Below are 20,267 nucleotides of genomic sequence, written 5' to 3'. Positions count from 1 at the left end.
CAATCACTCAAGCGGTTTGTCGTTTGGCCTGTACTACGCCGCGATTGGCCAGAAGATCGGCGCGCTCGTTACCCGGGTGGCCGGTATGCCCGCGCACCCACTGCCAGCTCACCTGGTGACGATTGACCTGCTCATCTAGCAGTCTCCATAGATCAGCATTTTTTACCGGCTGCTTGGTAGCTGTCTTCCAGCCGCGCTTCTTCCAGTTGGGCATCCAATCGTTGATACCCTGCATGACATATTGGGAGTCGGTCACCAACCGCACAGGGCATGACCTTTTCAGCTCTTCCAATGCGCGAATCGCCGCCATCAACTCCATACGGTTGTTGGTGGTTTCCGCTTCGCCACCCCAAAGCTCACGCTCTACACCTTTATAGATAAGCAGCGCGCCCCAGCCACCCGGCCCCGGATTACCCTTGCAGGCGCCATCGGTGTATATCTCGACTACGTCTTCATTCATGAAGGATGTTCGACCTTACAGTTCGGCATCGCGGCGGCTGACTTTCGCCACCGGCATTGGTAACAGCTGACCCATGCGCTCCCGACGGCTCTGCCGCAGAGGACGCAGCCCCACCATCAGCTTTCGCGCCACCAGCAGGTAGAAACCGCCAGTAGGCATTTGCAGCCGTTGGCCGACGACTTCCAGCGCGGATAATCGCGTCTGCCAGGCGCTCGAAGAAAGCGGCGGACAATAGCATCCGAACCTGCGTTTCTCCAGTGCAAATCCGAGCAGGTTCAGCCAATCGCCGACGCGTGTGGGGCGGATGCAGCGAGCGTGGCGAAAGGTCTTGCGTGACAGCAGGCGCGCCGCCCCCCAGGCACTCCACGGATTGACCCCGACGATCACCAGATGGCCGCCCGGCCGAACGCTACGTGCGGCCTCGCGCAGCAAGGCATGCGGTGACAGACTGAAATCGAGGCCATGCTGAACCACGACGACATCAGCGGCATGTTCACCGATCGGCCAAGATTGCTCTTCACAAACGATCTCGACTCCGGGAAGCGGCGGCCCCAGCCGGACACTGCGCTTGATTTTTTGCGACTCGATCGGAGCGCTTGCAAAAGGCGCGTAGTGCACCAGATAACTGCCAAAACAACGCGATAGCTGTTGATCGATCGCCTGCTGCTCCTGCGTCAGCAACTGACGACCCGACGGGCTGTCGAACCAGGCGCTGGCATCGTTCATCAGCGACAGCCAGCGGTCATCCGACTTGGTACAAGACTCACTCATGGTTAGCCTCCGTTCATCGGTTCGGCCGCACCGATAAATGCTACCGGTCGGTTCAACTTTCCAGTTCGACTGCTAGGATGCGCCTTTGCTAATGACTTGGCGACCGGTCTCATGTTGAAAATCGAAGCACTGCCCGCGTTCATCGACAACTACATATGGCTGCTCCTGGATCCTGAGCAACGTCGCTGCGTAGCGGTGGACCCAGGCGATGCCGCCCCCGTTCAGACGTGGCTGGACGCGCATCCCGACTGGCGTCTGACCGATATATTGATAACCCATCACCACCACGATCATGTGGGCGGGGTGCAGCAACTCAAGACCCGACATGGAGCCAGGATCTACGGCCCGGCCGCAGAGAATATTCCTGCCCGGGACGAGGCTCTAGTCGATGGGCAACGCATCCGCATCCTCGATCACGACCTAGACGTCATCGAGGTACCCGGCCATACCAGCGGCCATATCGCCTACTATCATGACAACGCTCAGGATCCTTGGCTGCTGAGTGGCGACACCCTCTTCGCCGCAGGCTGCGGCCGCCTTTTCGAGGGGACGGCAGCCCAGATGTTCAACTCACTAGGACGGTTGGCAGCGCTGCCGGCGCAAACACGCGTTTATTGCACGCACGAATACACCTTGAGCAATTTGCGCTTTGCCCAAGCGGTCGAGCCGGGCAATCCGGCGATTGCCGAGCGCCTCGAACGAGTCGCCCAGATGCGTGAGGCGGAACGCATCACCCTCCCCTCCGATCTACGCACCGAGCAAGCCACAAATCCCTTCCTGCGTAGCGCCGAGCCAGCCGTGGCCGCTGCGGCAAGCCAGCACGCTGGGCGCGAACTTGCCACAGCAGAAGCCGTTTTCGCAGCCCTGCGCGCTTGGAAAGATAGCTTCTGACGGAGTCGACCACTCCCCAAAAACAGGTTCGTCGGGTTGACCCACCGGAACGGCATTCCTACACTCCCCCGAATTTGCGCCAAGGGAACCCTTCAGCCAATGCCGTCTGACTCTTCGAACAGCCCTCATCCGGACGCCTTGGCAGCCTCCGGCCGGGCCCTGGCGCTAGCAATCTGTCTCGCCATTACAGGCTGCCAGAGCACCGCGCCGCGTGCGCCGACCGGCAGCGATATCCAGACGCGAGCGGTGCCACAGGTACAAGAAACGCTGTGGCTCACCCAGGCGCCTGCCGTACCGACGCATTCCGACGTTTGGGATCGCATCAGACATGGGTTTAAGCTCCAAGATTATCTGGGCAGCAATCCGCGTATCGAGCAGCAGCGCCTCCTGTTCTCCAGCCGGACGAACTCCATCGAGATCGCCAGCGAGCGAGGCAGCCCCTACATCCACTACATCGTCGAGCAGCTGGAAGAGCGCGACATGCCACTCGAGTTGGCACTGTTGCCGATAATCGAGAGCGCCTATAACCCGTTCGCTTACTCTCCCGCCAAGGCGATGGGTCTATGGCAGTTCATTCCCGCAACTGGCCGGCACTTCAACCTGCAGCAAACCAGCTGGTATGACGGCAGGCGCGACATTACCGCCTCCACCGCCGCAGCGTTGCGCTACCTGACCTATCTGCATGGCCTGTTCAACGACGACTGGCTGCTGGCCCTGGCTGCCTACAACGCAGGCGAAGGAACCGTCAGCCGAGCGATCGAGCGCAACCAGAAACTCGGCTTGCCGACCGACTACTGGAATCTACCTCTGCCCCAAGAAACGCGCGATTACGTGCCTAAACTGCTGGCGCTTTCGCAGATGGTGCAAAGCCCCGAGGCATACGGCCTCAATCTGAACCCGATCGCCAACGAACCCTACTTCGAAGTCGTTGCACTCAAGCAACGCATGGATCTCGCGAGAGTCGCCGAAATGGCGGACATGGAGGAAGACGAGATCTACCAGTTGAATCCAGCATTTACCCGCCGCATCACACTTGATGGGCCGCAGCACCTCCTGGTCCCGAGTGACAAGGTCGAGATGTTCTCGGCCAACCTGGCATTGATGAAGCCACAGGATTTGGTCGACTGGCAGCAGTACAAGGTGCGCCCCGGCGACACGCTCGGAGCGATCGCCAACAGGCATCGCCTCTCGGTCAATATCATTCGGGACATTAACCGTCTTCGAAGTGACCGCTTGCAAATCGGGCAAGTGCTGAGCATTCCTCAATCGATTGCTACAGGGCAGTCTCGAGAACTGCTGCATGCCGTTGCGAGAAGCCAGCCAGCTCCGCGCAGCTACCGAGTCCGCAAGGGCGACAATCTCTGGGATATCGCCAAGACGCAGAACGTCTCGGTAGGTGACCTGCAGCGCTGGAACAACTTATCGGGAAGCAATATCAAGGTGGGCCAGGCGCTATTTCTGCAGGCAGCCGGCAGCAATCAGCGCGCCAAACCCGCACCGACTTATTACAAAGTCAAAAAAGGTGATTCGCTCTACGAAATCGCCAAGCGGTTCAACGTTCAGATCAATAATCTGAAGATTTGGAATCCCAGGGATAGCGCGATGCTCAAACCGGGGCAGACCCTTACCTTATACCTATCTCAATAAGGCATGGCAGGCGCGCCTTTTCAGCCGCGTCTGCTCAGCGCCTCGAGGCAGCGTCCGGCCAGTTGGGCGAATCGTTGAAAAGCCACGAACTGCTCATGTTTCAACGCTCGGCCGGAAATCCGGCTATCCGCGTAGAGCACACCGATTTCACGCGTACCCGCCATGATCGGTGCAATGAAGAACATGCCCTTGCCCAACTGCTGCCGAAGCGGCAATGTGACCAATTCATCGAGCTTGTAGCTTGCCGGCACGCCCATCCATAGCGGCTGACGTTGACGAAGCACGTAACTGAATATGTGCGTCTGGCTCGACAGCTCGATAGGCAGGACGAAGGTTTCGAGCCAAGGCTGCGTCTGTTCCCCAACGACGCATTTTGCACGAAACGTCGTTTGTCGATCCGCAAGAACAGTCAGCATCACACGCTCCAACCCGGCGCCCTCATGCAAACCTTTGAGTAACGCATCGAGGATCAACGCGACGTCGCCCTTGCCGGACGCCATCATTCCGAGATCCTGCATGGTCTGCTGCATCAACAGCAGATTTGGTTGCAAGTGGCTCGTTCTACGCTGCGCCTGCTGCAGCCGCACTTGTTCGGGGTCGGTTGATGGGATCAGCTTGCTTAATCGACTGGCGCCGAAGGTCGTCGCGATCTTGACCGCTTCATCGGCGCTCGCAAAGATTTGCTGCATCGCATCCGCTTCGGATATGCCGCAAAACTCGGCCAGCTCACTGACCAACTCCTCCATTCCGGGACTGCCCCACCCGTCCAGCGCAGCCGCGCTGATGCGCACCCCCAGGCTGATCGAATGCACAGCTGGATCCCGCAGATTAGCTGAACCATGAGCCAGGCTGGCGAGCTCTCCGATATTCCAGCTTTTGATCATGCCGAGATTCAACTGGCGGAAACTGGTGCCGAGCACGTCTTCAACCGCCTGCTCATGATCAGTGTCGCGGGCCGCCAGAGCCTCTGCGAGCTCATCGGCCTGCACACCACCGCAACCCCAGAAGGCAAGCTCGCCGACCTCATGCAGCAACGCCGCGATGAACACTTCTTCCTCATGTTTCGCCAGTACGTAACCGGCAATATTGCGCGCCTGCACCGCAGCGTGAAACGACCGTGCCAACAGTTCCTGCAGCTGCTGGCGCGGCGCGCGATCCATCAGCCCATCGATGAGACTGACTGAGAGACTGATCGAACGGACGTTATCGAAGCCGATCATGACGATCGCGCGAGAAATGGTCTTGATGGTCTCCTGTGACGGGTTGTAATAGCTGCTATTACCAACCCGAAGCACCTTGGCCGTCAGCGCGGCGTCGCGCAGCAGAACGTCGGCAAGTTGTTGCACGGAGGCATGCTGCTGCCCCGTGAGGCGCTGCAGCTCCTGCACGACCGTCGCCAGTGCCGGTAACTCGGACTGGTTCAAGCGGTCTATCCACGCCTGCAAACCGTAGCTAGTTTCACTCAAGATTTTGCGACCTCACCGAGGGTCTGTTGACGTTTCGCCGCGAGCCGCGTTGCTGCGCCAAATGGCGCCAGGCCAGGCGCGGGACGCAGGTAATGGTTCTCCCTTGCCAAGTCCCGCAACGCCGCATGGCGCCATTTGACGCGCAACCCTTCGGGCCGGGCCTGTTTTGGCGCGAGGCGGCGTTTCTCGTCGCTTATTTGGAACGACCAAACTTCACTCCTCGTGCCTTGCCTCGCGCCAAAACAGGCTTCGGCGCGGCCGCGAACGAAACGTCAACAGACCCTAACGCCACGGCAGCTAATAGCGGGCAGTGTGCCCAGATGGCCGGCCTTTTTCCAGCGGATACAAGCTGTTACTGTAGCCGGCCGAAAAGACCGAAAGCGCCATGGATCGGATTCACCGTTTGATGCGACCCATCCTATTGTTATTGAGCTGCCTGGGATTTAGCTTTCCGTCGTTCGCGACCATCAGCGAGAGCCACGGTTATGCCCAGTTCGGCACCCTCAAGTATGCGAAAGACTTCACCCACTTCGACTGGGTGAATCCCGATGCCCCGAAGGGGGGCCGTGTACGATTGATGGCTTCAGGCACGTTCGACACGCTCAACCCCTACACTTTCAAAGGGACCAGCCCGACCGCGACGCCAGGGTTCTTCCAATATGGCATCAGTGAGCTGAACGAACCGTTGATGGTGGGAACGGGCGTTTATGATCCTTCCGGCGATGAGTCTGCTTCGGCCTACGGGCTTATCGCCGAAACCATCGAGTACAGCGACAACCATAGCTGGGTGGTATTCAATCTGCGCGATTCGGCTCGCTTTCATGATGGCCGACCGATCACGGCTTATGACGTAGCCTTTTCCTATCGTTTGCTGATCAAGGATGGTCATCCGCGCTTTCGCACCGACCTGCAAGGCATCGAGCGCGTCGACATACTCAACCGCCACCGGATTCGCTTCGTATTCGACAAGCCCGGCAATCCGCTGCTGATCATGCGCCTCGGCGAACTACCGGTACTGCCGCAACATTATTGGAAAGATCGCGATTTCCGCGCCACGACGTTCGAGCCACCACTGGGTAGCGGCCCTTACCGCATCAGCGCGGTGCAACCGGGACGCCGGGTAACCTTCGAGCGGGTGAAGGACTGGTGGGGCGCGGAGCTTCCAGCCAACCGCGGCAAATACAATTTCAACCGTGTCGACGTCGAATTCTATCGAGACAGCTCGGTGGCATTCGAAGCTTTCAAGGTCGGCGAATTCGACTTCTACATCGAGCATCAGGCGAAGAACTGGGCCAACGGTTACCAGTTTCCCGCTGTTCTGCGCGGTGACGTGATCCGCGCTGAAATCCCGCATCAGATCCCCACCCAGACGCAGGCGCTGTTCATGAACGGGCGCAGGCAGACCTTTGCCGACATCAGGGTTCGTCAGGCCTTGGGCATGATGTTCGATTTTGAATGGACCAACCGCGCGCTGTTCTATGGCGCTTATCAGCGCAGCGAAAGCTACTATCCGAACAGCGACTTCGCGGCGACCGGCACACCGAAAGGAGGTGAATGGTTGCTGTTGTCGCCTTTCCGCGACCAGTTGCCCGCCGAACTATTCACCGAGCCCTTCGAACTGCCGAAAACGGACGGGCGCGGTATTCCACGCGACACCTTGCGCGAAGCGCTCAACCTACTCAATCAAGCTGGCTGGAAACTGACGGCTGATGGTCTTCGCGACCACGCAGGCCGCGCTTTCCGGTTCGAGATTCTGCTCGTTAATCCGCGACTAGAGCGCATTCTTCAGCCCTACGTGGAAAATATGGCTCGCATTGGCATACAGGCTCGCTTGCGTACCGTTGATAGTGCGCAGTATAAGCAGCGCCTGGATCAGTACGACTACGACATGATTCTGACAACGCTGGGTCAGAGCCTCAGCCCTGGCCTCGAACAGTGGCTGTATTTCCACTCCAGCCAGGTGAACGTCAAAGGTGGCCGCAATTACGCCGGCATCGCCAACCCATTGATCGATGAGCTGATCGGCAAATTGCTGGCGGCCAAAACCAGAGAAGAGCAGATCGCCGCCGCGCGCGCCATCGACCGCGTTTTGCTCTGGAATCACTACACCATCCCCAACTGGTACATCAGTTACCACCGCCTGGCGTACCGCAATCGGTTCGCCCATGTCACCACGCCGCCGTACACTCTCGGGTTGCGTGCCTGGTGGCTGAAGGATCTGGAGAAGGCTCAATGACAAGAAACATACGATTACCGATCCTGCATACGGGAATCCTTGCCGTGTTATGCCTTCTGGGCGTTGCCCAAGCGGCGCCCCGGCATGCATTGACGCTGTACGACGAGCCGGCCAAGTATCCCGCTGACTTCTCTCACTTCGATTACGTCAACCCCAATGCGCCCAAGGGCGGCACGCTGCGACAGGCAGGCTTCGGCGGTTTCGATTCGCTCAACCCTTTCATCAATAAAGGCGTCGCTGCGGACGACATCGGCCTGATCTACGACACCCTGACGACCAGCAGCCTGGATGAACCTTTCACGGTTTACGGCCTGCTGGCAGAAAAGATCGAAAAGGGCCCGAACAATGAGTGGGTTCGCTTCCATCTACGGCCCGAAGCGCGCTTTCACGACGGCGAGCCGGTTGAGGCGGAAGATGTCGTATTTACCTTCGAGACGCTGATAAGCCAGGGCGCGCCGCACTACCGTGGCTACTACGCCGACGTAGAGAAAGCCGTGGCCGAAAGCCCACGCCGCGTGCGTTTCGACTTCAAGCATGGCGGCAACCGCGAACTGCCGCTGATTCTCGGACAATTACCGGTCCTGCCGAAGCACTGGTGGGCCGAACGGGACTTCACCTCCGGCAGCATGGAGCCGCCGCTAGGCAGTGGCCCCTATCGAATCGAACGCGCGGAAGCTGGACGCTCGGTGCGCTACGCCCGTGTCGAGGACTATTGGGGCAAGGACTTGGCAGTCAACCGCGGCTTTTACAACTTCGACCATGTGCACCACGATTACTACCGCGACAACACGGTAGCGCTACAGGCCTTCAAGGCCGGACATTTCGATTACTGGCTGGAAACCAGCGCGAAGAGCTGGGCGACCGCCTACGATACCGACGCGGTCCGAGACGGGCGGATCATTAAGGACGAGATCGCCAATCACAATCCGCAAGGCATGCAGGGCTTCATCTTCAATACTCGCCGACAACACCTTCAAGACATCAGGGTTCGAGAAGCCCTGGCGCTGCTGTTCGATTTCGAATGGACCAATCGCCAGCTGTTCAACGGCGCCTATACCCGCACGACCAGCTACTTCGACAATTCGGAACTCGCCTCCTCGGGCATGCCGAGCGAGAACGAGTTGAGCATTCTCGAACCCCTGCGTGGCCAAATACCCGAAGAGGTGTTCGAAAAACCCTTCGAACTGCCGCAGACCAACGCCGACGGCATGATCCGAGAGCAGCAGCGCCGCGCTTACGAGCTACTCACCGACGCAGGCTGGAAGATTGAAAACGATCGCATGGTGGATGCCGAGGGCAAGCCGGTAAAACTGGAGTTTCTGCTGGTACAGGCCGACTTCGAACGGGTGCTCCTCCCGTACAAGCGCAACCTTGCCGGCCTGGGGATCGAGCTGGAGATCCGCCGGGTCGACGTATCTCAATACATCAACCGGTTGCGCTCGCGCGACTACGACATGATCGTTAGCGGTTTCGGCCAATCCAGCTCTCCGGGCAACGAACAGCGCGAGTACTGGCATTCAGCGAGTGCGGACAATCCCGGCAGCCGCAACTTCATTGGGCTGAAGGACCCAGCCATCGATACGCTGGTGGAAAAGCTGATCGCCGCCGACTCGCGTGAAGAGCTGATCACCCGCACCCGCGCATTGGATCGCGTACTGCTTTGGGGGCACTACGTGATTCCGAACTGGCACATCAAGACCTGGCGTGTGGCGTACTGGAATCATCTGGCTCACCCCGAAACGACACCTCGTTACGATATTGGCCTGATGACCTGGTGGCACAAGCCCAACGTCGACAGCCCCGATCCGCAAGAGCCAATCACAGAATCAGACGCCAGCCACTCCACCCGAGCAGCGGAGCGATAGGCATGCTGGCGTACATTTTCCGGCGTCTGCTGCTGATCGTTCCTACCCTGTTCGGCATCCTGCTGATCAACTTCATCATTATCCAGGCCGCGCCCGGGGGGCCGGTCGAGCAGGCGATCGCCAAACTCGAAGGGTTCGAAGGCGCGACGAGCCGCATTGCAGGTGGTGGCTCTGAAGTGGCTACCGGCAGCAACAGCTATCGGGGCGCGCAAGGGCTAGACCCGGACCTGATCGCCGAGATCGAACGTCTGTACGGCTTCGACAAACCGGCACCGGAACGTTTCTGGATCATGCTCAGCAACTATCTGCGCCTGGATTTCGGCGAAAGCTTCTTCCGTGACGCCAAGGTGACCGATCTGATCATCGAAAAGATGCCGGTGTCGATCTCGCTGGGGCTATGGAGCACGCTGATCATGTATCTGGCGTCGATACCGCTGGGTATCGCCAAGGCGACTCGTCATGGCAGCCCTTTCGATGTCTGGACCAGTTCGGCGATTATCATCGGCTATGCGATACCGGCATTTCTGTTCGCCATCCTGCTGATCGTGCTGTTTGCCGGTGGCAGCTACTGGAACTGGTTTCCGTTGCGAGGGCTGTCTTCGGGCAATTTCGATGAGCTGACGCTGGGCGGCAAGATTCTCGACTACTTCTGGCACTTGGCGCTTCCGGTCACGGCTCTGGTCATCGGCAACTTCGCGACCCTGACCCTGCTGACGAAAAATAGCTTTCTCGACGAAATCAACAAGCAGTACGTGATCACGGCACGGGCCAAGGGCCTGAGCAAGAATCGCGTTCTCTACGGCCATGTCTTTCGCAACGCAATGCTGATCATCATCGCGGGTTTTCCAGCAGCCTTCATCGGTATGTTCTTCACCGGTTCGCTGTTGATCGAAGTGATCTTCTCACTCGACGGCCTTGGCCTGCTCAGCTTTGAAGCCGCCATCAACCGCGACTACCCCGTCGTGTTCGGCACCCTCTTCCTGTTCACTCTACTCGGCTTGGTGGTCAAGCTGATCGGTGATCTGACCTACACACTGGTCGATCCGCGGATCGACTTCGAAAGCAGGGAGGCCTGAGATGCAGCTGTCGCCGCTGAATCAGCGCCGCTTCGCCCTGTTCAAAGCCCACAAACGCGGCTGGTGGTCGCTGTGGATATTTCTCACCCTGTTCGTGCTGAGTCTCGGGGCCGAGCTGATTGCCAACGACAAGCCGATCGTGGTGCGCTTCGACGGCGGCTGGTATTTCCCCGTATTCGAACGCTATCCGGAGACGGTGTTCGGCGGCGAATTCCCGCTGCAGGCCGATTACAAGGGGCCGTACATTCAGGAGCTGATCGAAAAGAAGGACGGCTGGATGATCTGGCCACCGATTCCATTCCATCACTCCAGCATCAATTACGACCTTCAGGTGCCTGCGCCCGCCCCGCCGTCATTGAGTAACTGGCTGGGTACTGATGATCAGGGCCGCGACGTGTTGGCCCGGATCATCTACGGTTTCCGCATCTCGGTATTGTTCGCGCTGACCCTGACGCTGATCAGTTCGGTGATAGGCGTCGTCGCCGGTGCGTTGCAGGGCTTCTACGGCGGCTGGGTGGATCTCGTCGGACAGCGGGTCCTGGAAATTTGGTCCGGATTGCCGGTGCTCTATCTGCTCATCATCCTTGCGAGCTTCGTGCAGCCGAATTTCTGGTGGTTGCTCGGCATCATGCTGCTGTTTTCCTGGATGAGCCTGGTCGATGTCGTGCGCGCCGAGTTCTTGCGTGGACGCAACCTCGAATACGTCCGCGCTGCACGGGCATTGGGCATGCGCAACGGCGCCATCATGTTCCGTCACATCCTGCCGAATGCGATGGTGTCGACCATGACCTTCATGCCGTTCATCCTGACCGGAGCAATCGGCACGCTAACCGCTTTGGACTTCCTTGGCTTCGGCCTGCCGCCTGGTGCCCCATCGCTGGGCGAACTGGTGGCGCAAGGCAAGGCGAATCTGCAGGCGCCGTGGCTTGGCATCAGTGCATTCATGGTGTTGGCCGTCATGCTGACTTTGCTGGTATTCATCGGGGAGGCCGCTCGCGATGCCTTCGATCCAAGGAAATAGCATGGCTGAGAATCTGATAGAGGTCCGCGATCTGGCCGTCGAGTTCGTCACCGGGGACCGGGTTCAGCGGGTCGTCGAAGGTGTTAGCTTCGATATCCGCAAGGGCGAGACCCTGGCACTGGTGGGAGAAAGCGGTTCCGGCAAGTCCGTCACGGCTCATTCGATCCTGCGCCTGCTGCCCTACCCGCTCGCCCAACATCCAGCCGGTGAAATCCGCTACGCCGGTGAAGACCTGCTCAAGGCAACCGAAAAACGCATGCGTGGCATACGTGGCGACCGCATCGCCATGGTGTTCCAGGAGCCGATGACATCGCTGAATCCGCTGCATACCGTTGGCAAACAGATCAATGAAGTGCTGCAGATTCACAAGGGCCTCAACGGCAAAGCCGCCACGGCACGCACCCTCGAGCTTCTCGAAATGGTCGGCATTCCAGAACCTGCTAAGCGTATTCGTGCCTATCCGCACGAACTGTCAGGCGGTCAGCGTCAACGTGTAGTGATCGCCATGGCGCTGGCGAACGAACCCGAACTGCTCATCGCCGACGAACCGACCACAGCGTTGGATGTAACGGTCCAGTTGAAAATCCTGGAACTGCTCAAGGATCTGCAGGCACGCCTGGGTATGGCGCTGTTGCTGATCAGCCATGATCTCAACCTCGTTCGCCGAATCGCTCATCGTGTATGTGTCATGCAGAGCGGTCGCGTCGTCGAACAAGCGCCTTGCGAAGAATTGTTTCGTTCGCCACAGCACCCCTATACCCGGGAGCTGCTTGCGGCGGAGCCGAGCGGCGGTCCGGTAACAGTTGAAGCACCATCGCCGACGCTGCTGGAAGTGAATGATCTGCGCGTCTGGTTCCCTATCAAGAAGGGGTTATTCAGGCACACCGTCGATCACATCAAAGCGGTTGATGGCGTCACCTTCAGCTTGCCGAAGGGCCAGACGCTGGGGATCGTCGGGGAAAGCGGCTCGGGGAAATCTACGTTGGGGCTTGCAATCCTGCGGCTGCTAGCCAGCAATGGCGAAATCCGGTTTCAGGGTCAAGCACTGGAGAAGATGTCGCAACGTTCGGTACGTCCGTTGCGGCGTCAAATGCAGGTCGTATTTCAAGATCCATTCGGTAGCCTCAGTCCCCGAATGTCGGTCGGCCAGATTGTTGGCGAAGGGCTTGGCATTCATGGAATGGGGAGTGCTGAGGAACAGGCGCAGGCGATTATCGATGCGCTGGTCGAGGTTGGGCTCGACCCGGAGAGCCGCCACCGCTACCCCCACGAATTCTCGGGGGGGCAGCGGCAGCGTATCGCGATAGCCAGGGCCCTTGTGCTCAAGCCGGAGCTGATCCTGCTCGATGAGCCAACCTCAGCGCTGGATAGAACCGTACAGCGGCAAGTCGTGGAGCTACTACGCTCGCTACAGGCCAAGTACAACCTGACTTACCTGTTCATCAGCCACGATCTGGCGGTGGTACGGGCGCTGAGCCACCAGATGATGGTCGTCAAGCAAGGCAAGGTCGTTGAACAGGGAGTGGCCGAGGCTATCTTCGCCACCCCCCAACATCCATATACACAGCAGTTGCTGGAATCCGCCTTCATGGTGCCAGCGCCTGAACAACCAGAAGAGGGACAAGCACATGGGTTTTCTTACCGGTAAGCGCGTACTGATCGTTGGCGTCGCCAGCAAATTGTCGATCGCCTCGGGTATCGCCGCCGCCATGCATCGCGAAGGCGCTGAGCTGGCTTTTACCTATCAGAACGAAAAGCTCAAGGGGCGCGTCGAAGAGTTCGCCGCCGGCTGGGGCTCAGGTCCGGAGCTGTGCTTCCCCTGCGACGTCGCCAATGACGATGAAATCGTCCAGGTCTTTGAAGAGCTAGGCAAGAAGTGGGACGGCCTGGACGGCATCGTTCACTCGGTCGGGTTTGCACCAGGCGATCAGCTCGACGGCGACTTCACCGATGTCACCACTCGCGATGGCTTCAAGATCGCTCACGACATCAGCGCCTATAGCCTGGTCGCCCTGGCCAAGGCCGGTCGCCCGATGATGAAGGGCCGTAACGGCGCCATCCTCACCCTCTCCTACCTGGGCGCCGAGCGCACCATGCCTAACTACAACGTCATGGGCATGGCCAAGGCCAGTCTTGAAGCAGGCGTTCGTTACCTAGCCGGTAGCCTCGGCCCAGAGGGCACCCGCGTCAACGCCGTATCCGCAGGCCCGATCCGCACATTGGCGGCATCTGGCATCAAAAGCTTCCGTAAGATGCTGGCAGCCAACGAGAAGCAGACACCACTGCGTCGCAACGTCACCATCGAAGAAGTCGGTAATGCCGGCGCGTTCCTCTGCTCGGATCTCGCTTCCGGTATCAGTGGTGAAATTCTCTACGTCGACGGTGGCTTCAATACCACGGCAATGGGTGCGATCGAAGACTGACCCAGCGCCCATAAAAAAACCCGCACCAAGTGCGGGTTTTTTTTTGCGCCTAAGTGAATCGAATTAGAAGGTTTCGATGTCAGCGTTGGCGTGCAGCATCTGCCGGTAGGCAGCAAAATCCTGCTGACCACTACGCGAAGCCAGGAAACGGCGATAGCTTTGCTTGTCTTCCTCCGACAGTTCAGCGTTCGGCTCGCTGACTCCGCTTAGACGAACGACTACAAAGTCCCCACCGGGAAGCCGGACGCTGCCGTAAGTCGGCGTTTCATTCGTCTCCGGCTTCGGCATCCGGAACACCTGCTGAAGCACTGCCGGATCAACGCCTTCCTGATTGCGCGAAGCAGCCTCTACCGGCTGCCATTGCTGCTCAGCCTGCACGCCTTCACGCAGACTGGCAACCAGCGACTCGCCTGCCTCACGCGCCTGTTCAGCCGCTTTGCTGCGCTGCAGTTGTGCGACGATGTCGCCTTTTACCTCATCGAAAGGCTGCACTTCCGGTTGTAGATGCTCTTTCACACGCACCGCAACAACGGTGTCCGGATCCAGTTCGATGACACCGCTGTTGGCGCCATCTATCAGAACCTCTTCGCTGAACGCCGCCTGGATAACCTGCCTATTGGCTGCAACACCACTGCCGCCGCCCTCACGTCCGAACGCCTCGGTCGTATGCACGGACAAGCCGAGCTCTTGAGCCGGCTGGGCGAGATCGGACGACTCGAACGCAGTATCTTCCAACAGCTTGGCTGCCTCGACGAAACGCTGCTCGACCTGCTGCACCTTGAGCTCACGAACCAGCTCCGGTTGCATGCTTTCCAGCGTAGGGACTTCAGGTGACTGCACACCCAACAGCTTGATCAGATGCCAGCCAAAGTCAGACCGGACCGGAGCTGATACCTGTCCTTCTTCGAGCGCATACAGCGCTTCCTCAAACGCGGGGTCATAGACCCCCTGACCGGCGAAGCCCAGATCACCCCCTTCAGTGGCCGAACCCGGGTCGTCGGAGATTTCCTTGGCCAATGCCGCGAAATCCTCACCAGCGGCCACGCGCTTGGCAATTTCGTCGATCTTCGCCTTGGCCTCAGCGTCGCTGGAGTTATCGGCCTCGATCAGAATATGCGCCGCACGGCGCTGCTCGGCAAGATTGGCGATGCGCTGCTGATAGAGATTCGCCACTTGCTCGTCCGAGACATCGACCTGATCGAAGAACGACTCCTTCTTCAGCTCGACGTACTGAAGAACGACCTGCTCAGGCGAGAGGAAACGATCCGTGTTCTGCTCGTAGTACTCGCGCGCCTCATCGTCACTGACTTCAATCACGGTCTTATCTGCCGGCACGGTAATGGTGGCGAAATCGCGAGTTTGCTGCTCCAGTCGAGCAAAGGCTTCGATCTGATCATCCGTGACGAAACCGGAACCAGAGATACCGGCACGCAGCTGCCCAATGAGCATTTCCTGCTTCAGCAGCTCGCGAAACTGGAATCGGGTATAGCCCATCTGCTGAATGACCTGATCGAACCGTGACGCATTGAAAATGCCGTCTACGAGAAACTCAGGTGTCTGCAGTATTAGCTGATCGAGCGCAGCCTCGGAGAAGGCGAAATCGGCTTCATGAGCGCCTTGTAGCAAAAGCGCACGATCAATCAGCGCTTGCAGAGATGATTCGCGGACTAACTTATCGTCCAGCAGCGAAGGGTCGAAGTTACCGCCCAACTGCTGGGTCAGCTGTCGGCGCTGCATGTTCATTGCCTGGTTGAGCTCATCCTGCGAGATTTCTTCGCCATTGACCTCGGCGGCCGTTCGGCTGTTGCCCGCGCTATTGAAGATGGCCTCGAAGCCTGTAAGCGCCAACAGCACAACGATGATGCCGATGATGGTTTTGGCAATCCAACCTTGTGAATTGTCCCTGATGTTCTGAAGCATGCGTCCCCCAGGAGTCAGCTGCGCAATGATCGTTGCAGCGCGGGTGGAATCCGAATAAAAGAAAGGCGCATCCAGGGATGCGCCTCTTGGAGCTTTGGAGCGGTTGGACCTTATCCCCCAGGCCCGAACGCAACAGGCCGTGCCTGTTCGATTAACCGCTCCAAGCCAGGGCCAGCGCTAACTGACAACTGGCCGGATCGAAAACGCTTAGTTGACAGCGTCTTTTAGAGCTTTGCCGGCTTTGAAACCTGGGATCTTGGCGGCGGCAATGTTGATTGGCTTGCCGGTCTGGGGGTTACGGCCAGTACGGGCGGCGCGTTCCTTGACAGCGAAAGTACCGAAACCAACCAGTACCACTGAATCACCAGCCTTCAGAGCACCAGTGACGGATTCAATCACTGCATCCAGCGCGCGGCCAGCAACAGCTTTCGGGATATCAGCAGATGCAGCGATGGCATCGATCAGTTCCGACTTGTTCACTCTAAGTCCCCTTATTTCTGTTGAGTCGTATCTTTAATTTTTTAGGTGTAAGCAAAGCGGTGTCGAAATAGCGACGACACAAGGGGCCGGCTTATATCAAGGCCGGCGAAAATGTGTCAACAAAGCCTTTCAGACTAATGCGTGCTGATTCGCTCCTTGGAATCAGACTCGCGCTTGTCGTCCTTTGCAACAATCTCGGGAGCCGCATCGGGCAAGGGCTCCGGCGCGTATTGCAGCGCAATTTGGAGGACTTCGTCAATCCACTTCACCGGTTTAATCTGCAGGTCCTGCTTAATATTCTCAGGAATCTCTTTCAGATCACGCTGATTTTCTTCGGGAATGATCACAGTCTTGATTCCACCCCGATGCGCGGCGAGCAGTTTCTCTTTCAGTCCACCGATAGCCAATACCTGACCACGCAATGTGATTTCTCCGGTCATCGCAACTTCGGCGCGAACCGGAATCTGCGTAAGCGCTGATACGAGCGCCGTGCACATTCCAATCCCCGCGCTCGGTCCATCCTTGGGCGTTGCGCCTTCCGGCACGTGAATATGGATATCCTGCTTCTCGTGAAAATCCACCGGGATACCCAGACTTTTAGCTCGGCTACGCACGACCGTAAGCGCCGCGGTGATCGACTCGCCCATTACATCACCGAGCGAACCCGTCTTGGTCAACCGGCCCTTGCCAGGCACCACGGCGGCCTCAATCGTCAGCAGCTCGCCGCCAACCTGGGTCCAGGCCAACCCCGTCACCTGGCCGACCTGATCCTGCTGTTCGGCAAGCCCGTAGCGGAACTTGCGAACGCCAAGGAAATGCTCGAGCGATTCGGCGGTAACCGTCACCTCGAAGCTCTTCTCCGCAGCATGTTCCTTGACCACTTTTCGGCAGACCTTCGCCACTTGGCGTTCCAGGCTGCGAACGCCCGCCTCGCGAGTGTAATAACGGATGATGTCGCGGATCGCCTCTTCCTCGAACAGCAGCTCGGTCTTTTTCAGTCCGTTGGCCTGTATCTGCTTCGGAACCAGGTAACGAATCGCGATGTTGATTTTCTCGTCTTCGGTGTACCCCGGAAGACGAATGATCTCCATACGATCCAGCAACGGAGCCGGGATATTCATGGAGTTCGCAGTACAAAGGAACATCACATCGGACAGGTCATAGTCGACCTCGAGGTAATGGTCGTTGAAATTATGGTTCTGCTCGGGGTCTAGCACTTCAAGCAACGCGGACGCCGGATCGCCACGCATGTCGTTGCCCATCTTGTCGATCTCATCGAGCAGGAATAGCGGATTGCGCACGCCGACCTTGCTCATCTTCTGGATCAACCGGCCAGGCATCGAACCGATATAGGTACGCCGATGGCCTCTGATCTCAGCCTCGTCCCGCACCCCACCCAGCGCCATCCGCACGAACTTGCGGTTAGTGGAACGCGCAATGGACTCCGCCAGCGAAGTCTTACCCACGCCCGGCGGGCCGACCAGGCAGAGCACCGGCCCCTTGAGCTTTTTCACGCGTTTCTGGACCGCAAGGTACTCAAGAATGCGATCTTTGACCTCCTCGAGACCGTAATGGTCTGCGTCGAGCACTTCCTCAGCCTTCGCTAAATCCAGACGCACCTTACTCGCGGCCTTCCACGGTACATTTACCAGCCAGTCGATATAAGTCCGCACGACAGTCGCTTCGGCCGACATCGGCGACATCTGCTTTAACTTATTCAGCTCGGTCGTCGCCTTGGCGTGGGCATCCTTGCTCAGGCCAGCATTCTCGATGCGCTTCTTCAGGTCATCGATTTCGTTATGACCTTCGTCGATATCGCCCAGCTCTTTCTGAATGGCCTTCATCTGCTCGTTCAGATAGTACTCACGCTGGCTTCGCTCCATCTGCTTCTTTACGCGCCCGCGAATTCGCTTTTCCACTTGAAGCAGATCGATTTCGGCATCAAGCAGCGCCAGTACGTGCTCGACCCGGGCCGGCAGATCGATGATTTCGAGAATCGCCTGTTTTTGCTCGATCTTAAGCGCCATATGCGCGGCCATGGTATCGACCAGACGCGCCGGCTCATCGATGCTGGCAAGCGATGAAAGCACCTCGGTAGGGACCTTCTTGCCAAGCTGAACGTACTGTTCGAACTGACTCAGCAGACTGCGAGTGAAAACTTCCGCTTCGCGCTCTTCGATGTCGGACTCATCGATCAACGACACCTCAGCGCGACAATGGTCGTCCACGTCGTAAAAGCGATCTATGACGCCACGCTGCTCGCCCTCAACGAGAACCTTGACGGTGCCGTCCGGAAGCTTGAGCAACTGCAGCACGGTCGCAACCGTGCCCACACGGTAAAGCCCGTCTTCAGCCGGATCGTCATCGGCCGGGTTCTTCTGGGCCAGCAGCAGTATCTGCTTGTCACCAGCCATGGCGGATTCGAGCGCCTCAATGGACTTTTCCCGGCCAACGAACAGCGGAATCACCATGTGCGGGTAAACCACGACGTCGCGCAGTGGCAAAAGGGGCAATTCGATGGTTGTCTTCATAAATTCAGCTCTACGACGGCCATACGGCGGTGAACGGGAAACACCCTGGCAATCAAGATGAGGGCGTGCAGGGCAAAAAACAAGGCGGCGGCAGAAAAGCAAAGGGGCCCGGAGGCCCCTTGTTATCTTACGCGTCCGGCGCAGCCTTCGCAGGCGGCTCACTGCTCTCGTAAATAAGCAGCGGCTGGGAAGTCCCTTCGATGACGCTTTCGTCGATGACCACCTTGCTGACATCCTTCTGCGAAGGAATTTCATACATGGTATCGAGCAGCACGCCTTCCAGGATCGAACGCAGACCACGCGCTCCGGTCTTGCGCTCCAAGGCACGACTAGCCACGGCCTTAAGTGCATCGGTACGGAACTCGAGATCTACGCCTTCGAGCTCGAACAACTTCCCATACTGTTTGGTCAGCGCGTTCTTGGGCTCGGTCAGGATCTGAATCAGCGCCGCCTCGTCCAGCTCATCGAGGGTCGCAATGACCGGCAGACGACCGACGAACTCTGGAATCAGGCCGAACTTGACCAGATCGTCAGGCTCCACGGCACGCAACGACTCACCGATCTTCTTGCCCGGATCCTTGCTGCGAACCTCGGCATTGAAGCCGATGCCGCCCTGGGTCGAGCGGCCCTGGATAACCTTCTCCAGACCAGCGAACGCACCGCCACAGATGAATAGGATATTGCGCGTATCGACCTGCAGGAACTCCTGCTGCGGATGCTTTCGACCACCCTGCGGCGGAACCGAAGCGACCGTACCTTCGATCAGTTTGAGCAATGCCTGCTGTACACCTTCGCCCGACACATCGCGGGTAATCGAAGGGTTGTCTGACTTGCGGGAAATCTTGTCGATCTCATCGATGTAGACAATGCCCATTTGAGCCTTCTCGACATCGTAATCGCATTTCTGCAACAGCTTCTGAATGATGTTTTCAACGTCCTCGCCTACGTAGCCCGCCTCGGTGAGGGTGGTGGCGTCGGCAATGGTGAACGGCACATTCAACAGCCGTGCGAGCGTCTCGGCGAGCAGCGTCTTACCCGAACCGGTCGGCCCGATCAGCAAAATGTTGCTCTTGCCCAGTTCGACTTCTTCCTTCTTGTCGCGCTGGTTGAGTCGCTTGTAATGGTTGTAAACAGCCACTGCCAAGATCTTCTTGGCGCGCTCCTGACCAATGACGTACTGGTCGAGAATGCCGCTGATCTCTTTGGGTGCAGGCAGTTTTTGCGCGCTGCTTTCAGCCTGTGCCTCTTGCACCTCCTCACGGATGATGTCATTGCACAGGTCGACGCACTCGTCGCAGATAAAGACCGAGGGTCCGGCAATCAACTTGCGTACTTCATGCTGGCTTTTGCCACAGAAAGAGCAATAGAGCAGCTTGCCGGAATCCTCGCCGTTGCGGGTGTCAGTCATTCGATCGATCCAATCGGGGAAGGCTTGAAACACAAGATGAAGGCAATCGTGGGCTTTTTCAAGCCCACGCTA

Annotated in this window: 15 protein-coding genes; 8 read left to right on the top strand and 7 right to left on the bottom strand. The window is 58.3% G+C overall.

Annotated features, from left to right (window positions below):
- Positions 1 to 7 precede the first annotated feature (7 nt).
- On the bottom strand, positions 8 to 460 hold the full coding sequence (rnhA, locus tag E0D86_RS03975; protein WP_131648651.1) for a ribonuclease HI: 453 nt from the start codon (positions 458 to 460) through the stop codon (positions 8 to 10).
- 15 nt (positions 461 to 475) lie between these two features.
- Complete coding sequence (locus E0D86_RS03970) at positions 476 to 1,231, bottom strand: class I SAM-dependent methyltransferase (RefSeq protein ID WP_131648650.1); 756 nt, start codon at positions 1,229 to 1,231, stop codon at positions 476 to 478.
- Positions 1,232 to 1,342: 111 nt separating this feature from the next.
- On the opposite strand from E0D86_RS03970, the gene gloB reads away from it, so the two are divergent.
- Complete coding sequence (gene gloB, locus E0D86_RS03965) at positions 1,343 to 2,122, top strand: hydroxyacylglutathione hydrolase (protein ID WP_131648649.1); 780 nt, start codon at positions 1,343 to 1,345, stop codon at positions 2,120 to 2,122.
- A gap of 99 nt (positions 2,123 to 2,221) precedes the next feature.
- Positions 2,222 to 3,769, top strand: coding sequence for a LysM peptidoglycan-binding domain-containing protein (locus E0D86_RS03960; protein WP_177493024.1), 1,548 nt, complete (start codon positions 2,222 to 2,224; stop codon positions 3,767 to 3,769).
- A gap of 20 nt (positions 3,770 to 3,789) precedes the next feature.
- Here the strand turns inward: E0D86_RS03960 and E0D86_RS03955 are convergent, their stop codons facing one another.
- A complete protein-coding gene (locus E0D86_RS03955) occupies positions 3,790 to 5,235 on the bottom strand; it encodes an HDOD domain-containing protein (RefSeq protein ID WP_371924029.1) in 1,446 nt (481 codons plus the stop codon).
- A 406-nt stretch (positions 5,236 to 5,641) separates the two neighbouring features.
- On the opposite strand from E0D86_RS03955, the gene E0D86_RS03945 reads away from it, so the two are divergent.
- Genes E0D86_RS03945 through fabI form a run of 6 tightly spaced genes read left to right on the top strand, consistent with a single transcriptional unit; the run spans position 5,642 to position 13,856 of the window.
- Complete coding sequence (locus E0D86_RS03945; RefSeq protein WP_131648648.1) at positions 5,642 to 7,471, top strand: extracellular solute-binding protein; 1,830 nt, start codon at positions 5,642 to 5,644, stop codon at positions 7,469 to 7,471.
- On the top strand, positions 7,468 to 9,336 hold the full coding sequence (locus E0D86_RS03940; protein WP_131648647.1) for an extracellular solute-binding protein: 1,869 nt from the start codon (positions 7,468 to 7,470) through the stop codon (positions 9,334 to 9,336). Before E0D86_RS03945 ends, E0D86_RS03940 begins: the two co-directional genes overlap by 4 nt.
- Positions 9,337 to 9,338: 2 nt before the next feature.
- Positions 9,339 to 10,412: a microcin C ABC transporter permease YejB gene (locus E0D86_RS03935; protein WP_131648646.1), complete on the top strand. Its 1,074-nt coding sequence runs from the start codon at positions 9,339 to 9,341 to the stop codon at positions 10,410 to 10,412.
- Between the two features lies 1 nt (position 10,413).
- Positions 10,414 to 11,433 (top strand): ABC transporter permease, encoded by a 1,020-nt coding sequence (locus tag E0D86_RS03930; RefSeq protein WP_131648645.1) that lies wholly within the window; start codon positions 10,414 to 10,416, stop codon positions 11,431 to 11,433.
- Position 11,434: 1 nt separating this feature from the next.
- Positions 11,435 to 13,081, top strand: a complete 1,647-nt coding sequence (locus tag E0D86_RS03925; protein ID WP_131648644.1) for an ABC transporter ATP-binding protein — start codon at positions 11,435 to 11,437, stop codon at positions 13,079 to 13,081.
- Positions 13,062 to 13,856 carry an enoyl-ACP reductase FabI gene (gene fabI, locus E0D86_RS03920; RefSeq protein ID WP_131648643.1) on the top strand — a complete coding sequence of 265 codons (795 nt, stop codon included), beginning with the start codon at positions 13,062 to 13,064 and terminating at the stop codon, positions 13,854 to 13,856. The genes E0D86_RS03925 and fabI overlap by 20 nt, the downstream gene beginning before the upstream one ends.
- Positions 13,857 to 13,919: 63 nt before the next feature.
- Here the strand turns inward: fabI and E0D86_RS03915 are convergent, their stop codons facing one another.
- The 4 genes from E0D86_RS03915 to clpX form a co-directional block, all read right to left on the bottom strand.
- Complete coding sequence (locus tag E0D86_RS03915) at positions 13,920 to 15,776, bottom strand: SurA N-terminal domain-containing protein (RefSeq protein WP_131648642.1); 1,857 nt, start codon at positions 15,774 to 15,776, stop codon at positions 13,920 to 13,922.
- 207 nt (positions 15,777 to 15,983) lie between these two features.
- Complete coding sequence (gene hupB, locus E0D86_RS03910; protein WP_003282502.1) at positions 15,984 to 16,256, bottom strand: nucleoid-associated protein HU-beta; 273 nt, start codon at positions 16,254 to 16,256, stop codon at positions 15,984 to 15,986.
- A 134-nt stretch (positions 16,257 to 16,390) separates the two neighbouring features.
- Positions 16,391 to 18,787, bottom strand: coding sequence for an endopeptidase La (gene lon / locus E0D86_RS03905; protein ID WP_131648973.1), 2,397 nt, complete (start codon positions 18,785 to 18,787; stop codon positions 16,391 to 16,393).
- Positions 18,788 to 18,914: 127 nt separating this feature from the next.
- The gene (gene clpX, locus E0D86_RS03900; RefSeq protein ID WP_131648641.1) at positions 18,915 to 20,195 is read right to left on the bottom strand and encodes an ATP-dependent Clp protease ATP-binding subunit ClpX; all 1,281 of its coding nucleotides are present in this window, start codon (positions 20,193 to 20,195) and stop codon (positions 18,915 to 18,917) included.
- Positions 20,196 to 20,267 lie beyond the last annotated feature (72 nt).

Origin of the sequence: Pseudomonas sp. IC_126 (genome assembly GCF_004331835.1) — a bacterium.
Lineage (GTDB): Bacteria > Pseudomonadota > Gammaproteobacteria > Pseudomonadales > Pseudomonadaceae > Stutzerimonas.
This window is presented reverse-complemented; position numbering and strand designations above follow the sequence as displayed.

What these genes read in the sequence shown, in the direction of transcription:
- rnhA (WP_131648651.1), bottom strand. Translation starts at nt 460, where the DNA reads ATGAATGAAGACGTAGTCGAGATATACACCGATGGCGCCTGCAAGGGT.
- E0D86_RS03970 (WP_131648650.1), bottom strand. Translation starts at nt 1,231, where the DNA reads ATGAGTGAGTCTTGTACCAAGTCGGATGACCGCTGGCTGTCGCTGATG.
- gloB (WP_131648649.1), top strand. Translation starts at nt 1,343, where the DNA reads ATGTTGAAAATCGAAGCACTGCCCGCGTTCATCGACAACTACATATGG.
- E0D86_RS03960 (WP_177493024.1), top strand. Translation starts at nt 2,222, where the DNA reads ATGCCGTCTGACTCTTCGAACAGCCCTCATCCGGACGCCTTGGCAGCC.
- E0D86_RS03945 (WP_131648648.1), top strand. Translation starts at nt 5,642, where the DNA reads ATGCGACCCATCCTATTGTTATTGAGCTGCCTGGGATTTAGCTTTCCG.
- E0D86_RS03940 (WP_131648647.1), top strand. Translation starts at nt 7,468, where the DNA reads ATGACAAGAAACATACGATTACCGATCCTGCATACGGGAATCCTTGCC.
- E0D86_RS03935 (WP_131648646.1), top strand. Translation starts at nt 9,339, where the DNA reads ATGCTGGCGTACATTTTCCGGCGTCTGCTGCTGATCGTTCCTACCCTG.
- E0D86_RS03930 (WP_131648645.1), top strand. Translation starts at nt 10,414, where the DNA reads ATGCAGCTGTCGCCGCTGAATCAGCGCCGCTTCGCCCTGTTCAAAGCC.
- E0D86_RS03925 (WP_131648644.1), top strand. Translation starts at nt 11,435, where the DNA reads ATGGCTGAGAATCTGATAGAGGTCCGCGATCTGGCCGTCGAGTTCGTC.
- fabI (WP_131648643.1), top strand. Translation starts at nt 13,062, where the DNA reads ATGGGTTTTCTTACCGGTAAGCGCGTACTGATCGTTGGCGTCGCCAGC.
- E0D86_RS03915 (WP_131648642.1), bottom strand. Translation starts at nt 15,776, where the DNA reads ATGCTTCAGAACATCAGGGACAATTCACAAGGTTGGATTGCCAAAACC.
- lon (WP_131648973.1), bottom strand. Translation starts at nt 18,787, where the DNA reads ATGAAGACAACCATCGAATTGCCCCTTTTGCCACTGCGCGACGTCGTG.
- clpX (WP_131648641.1), bottom strand. Translation starts at nt 20,195, where the DNA reads ATGACTGACACCCGCAACGGCGAGGATTCCGGCAAGCTGCTCTATTGC.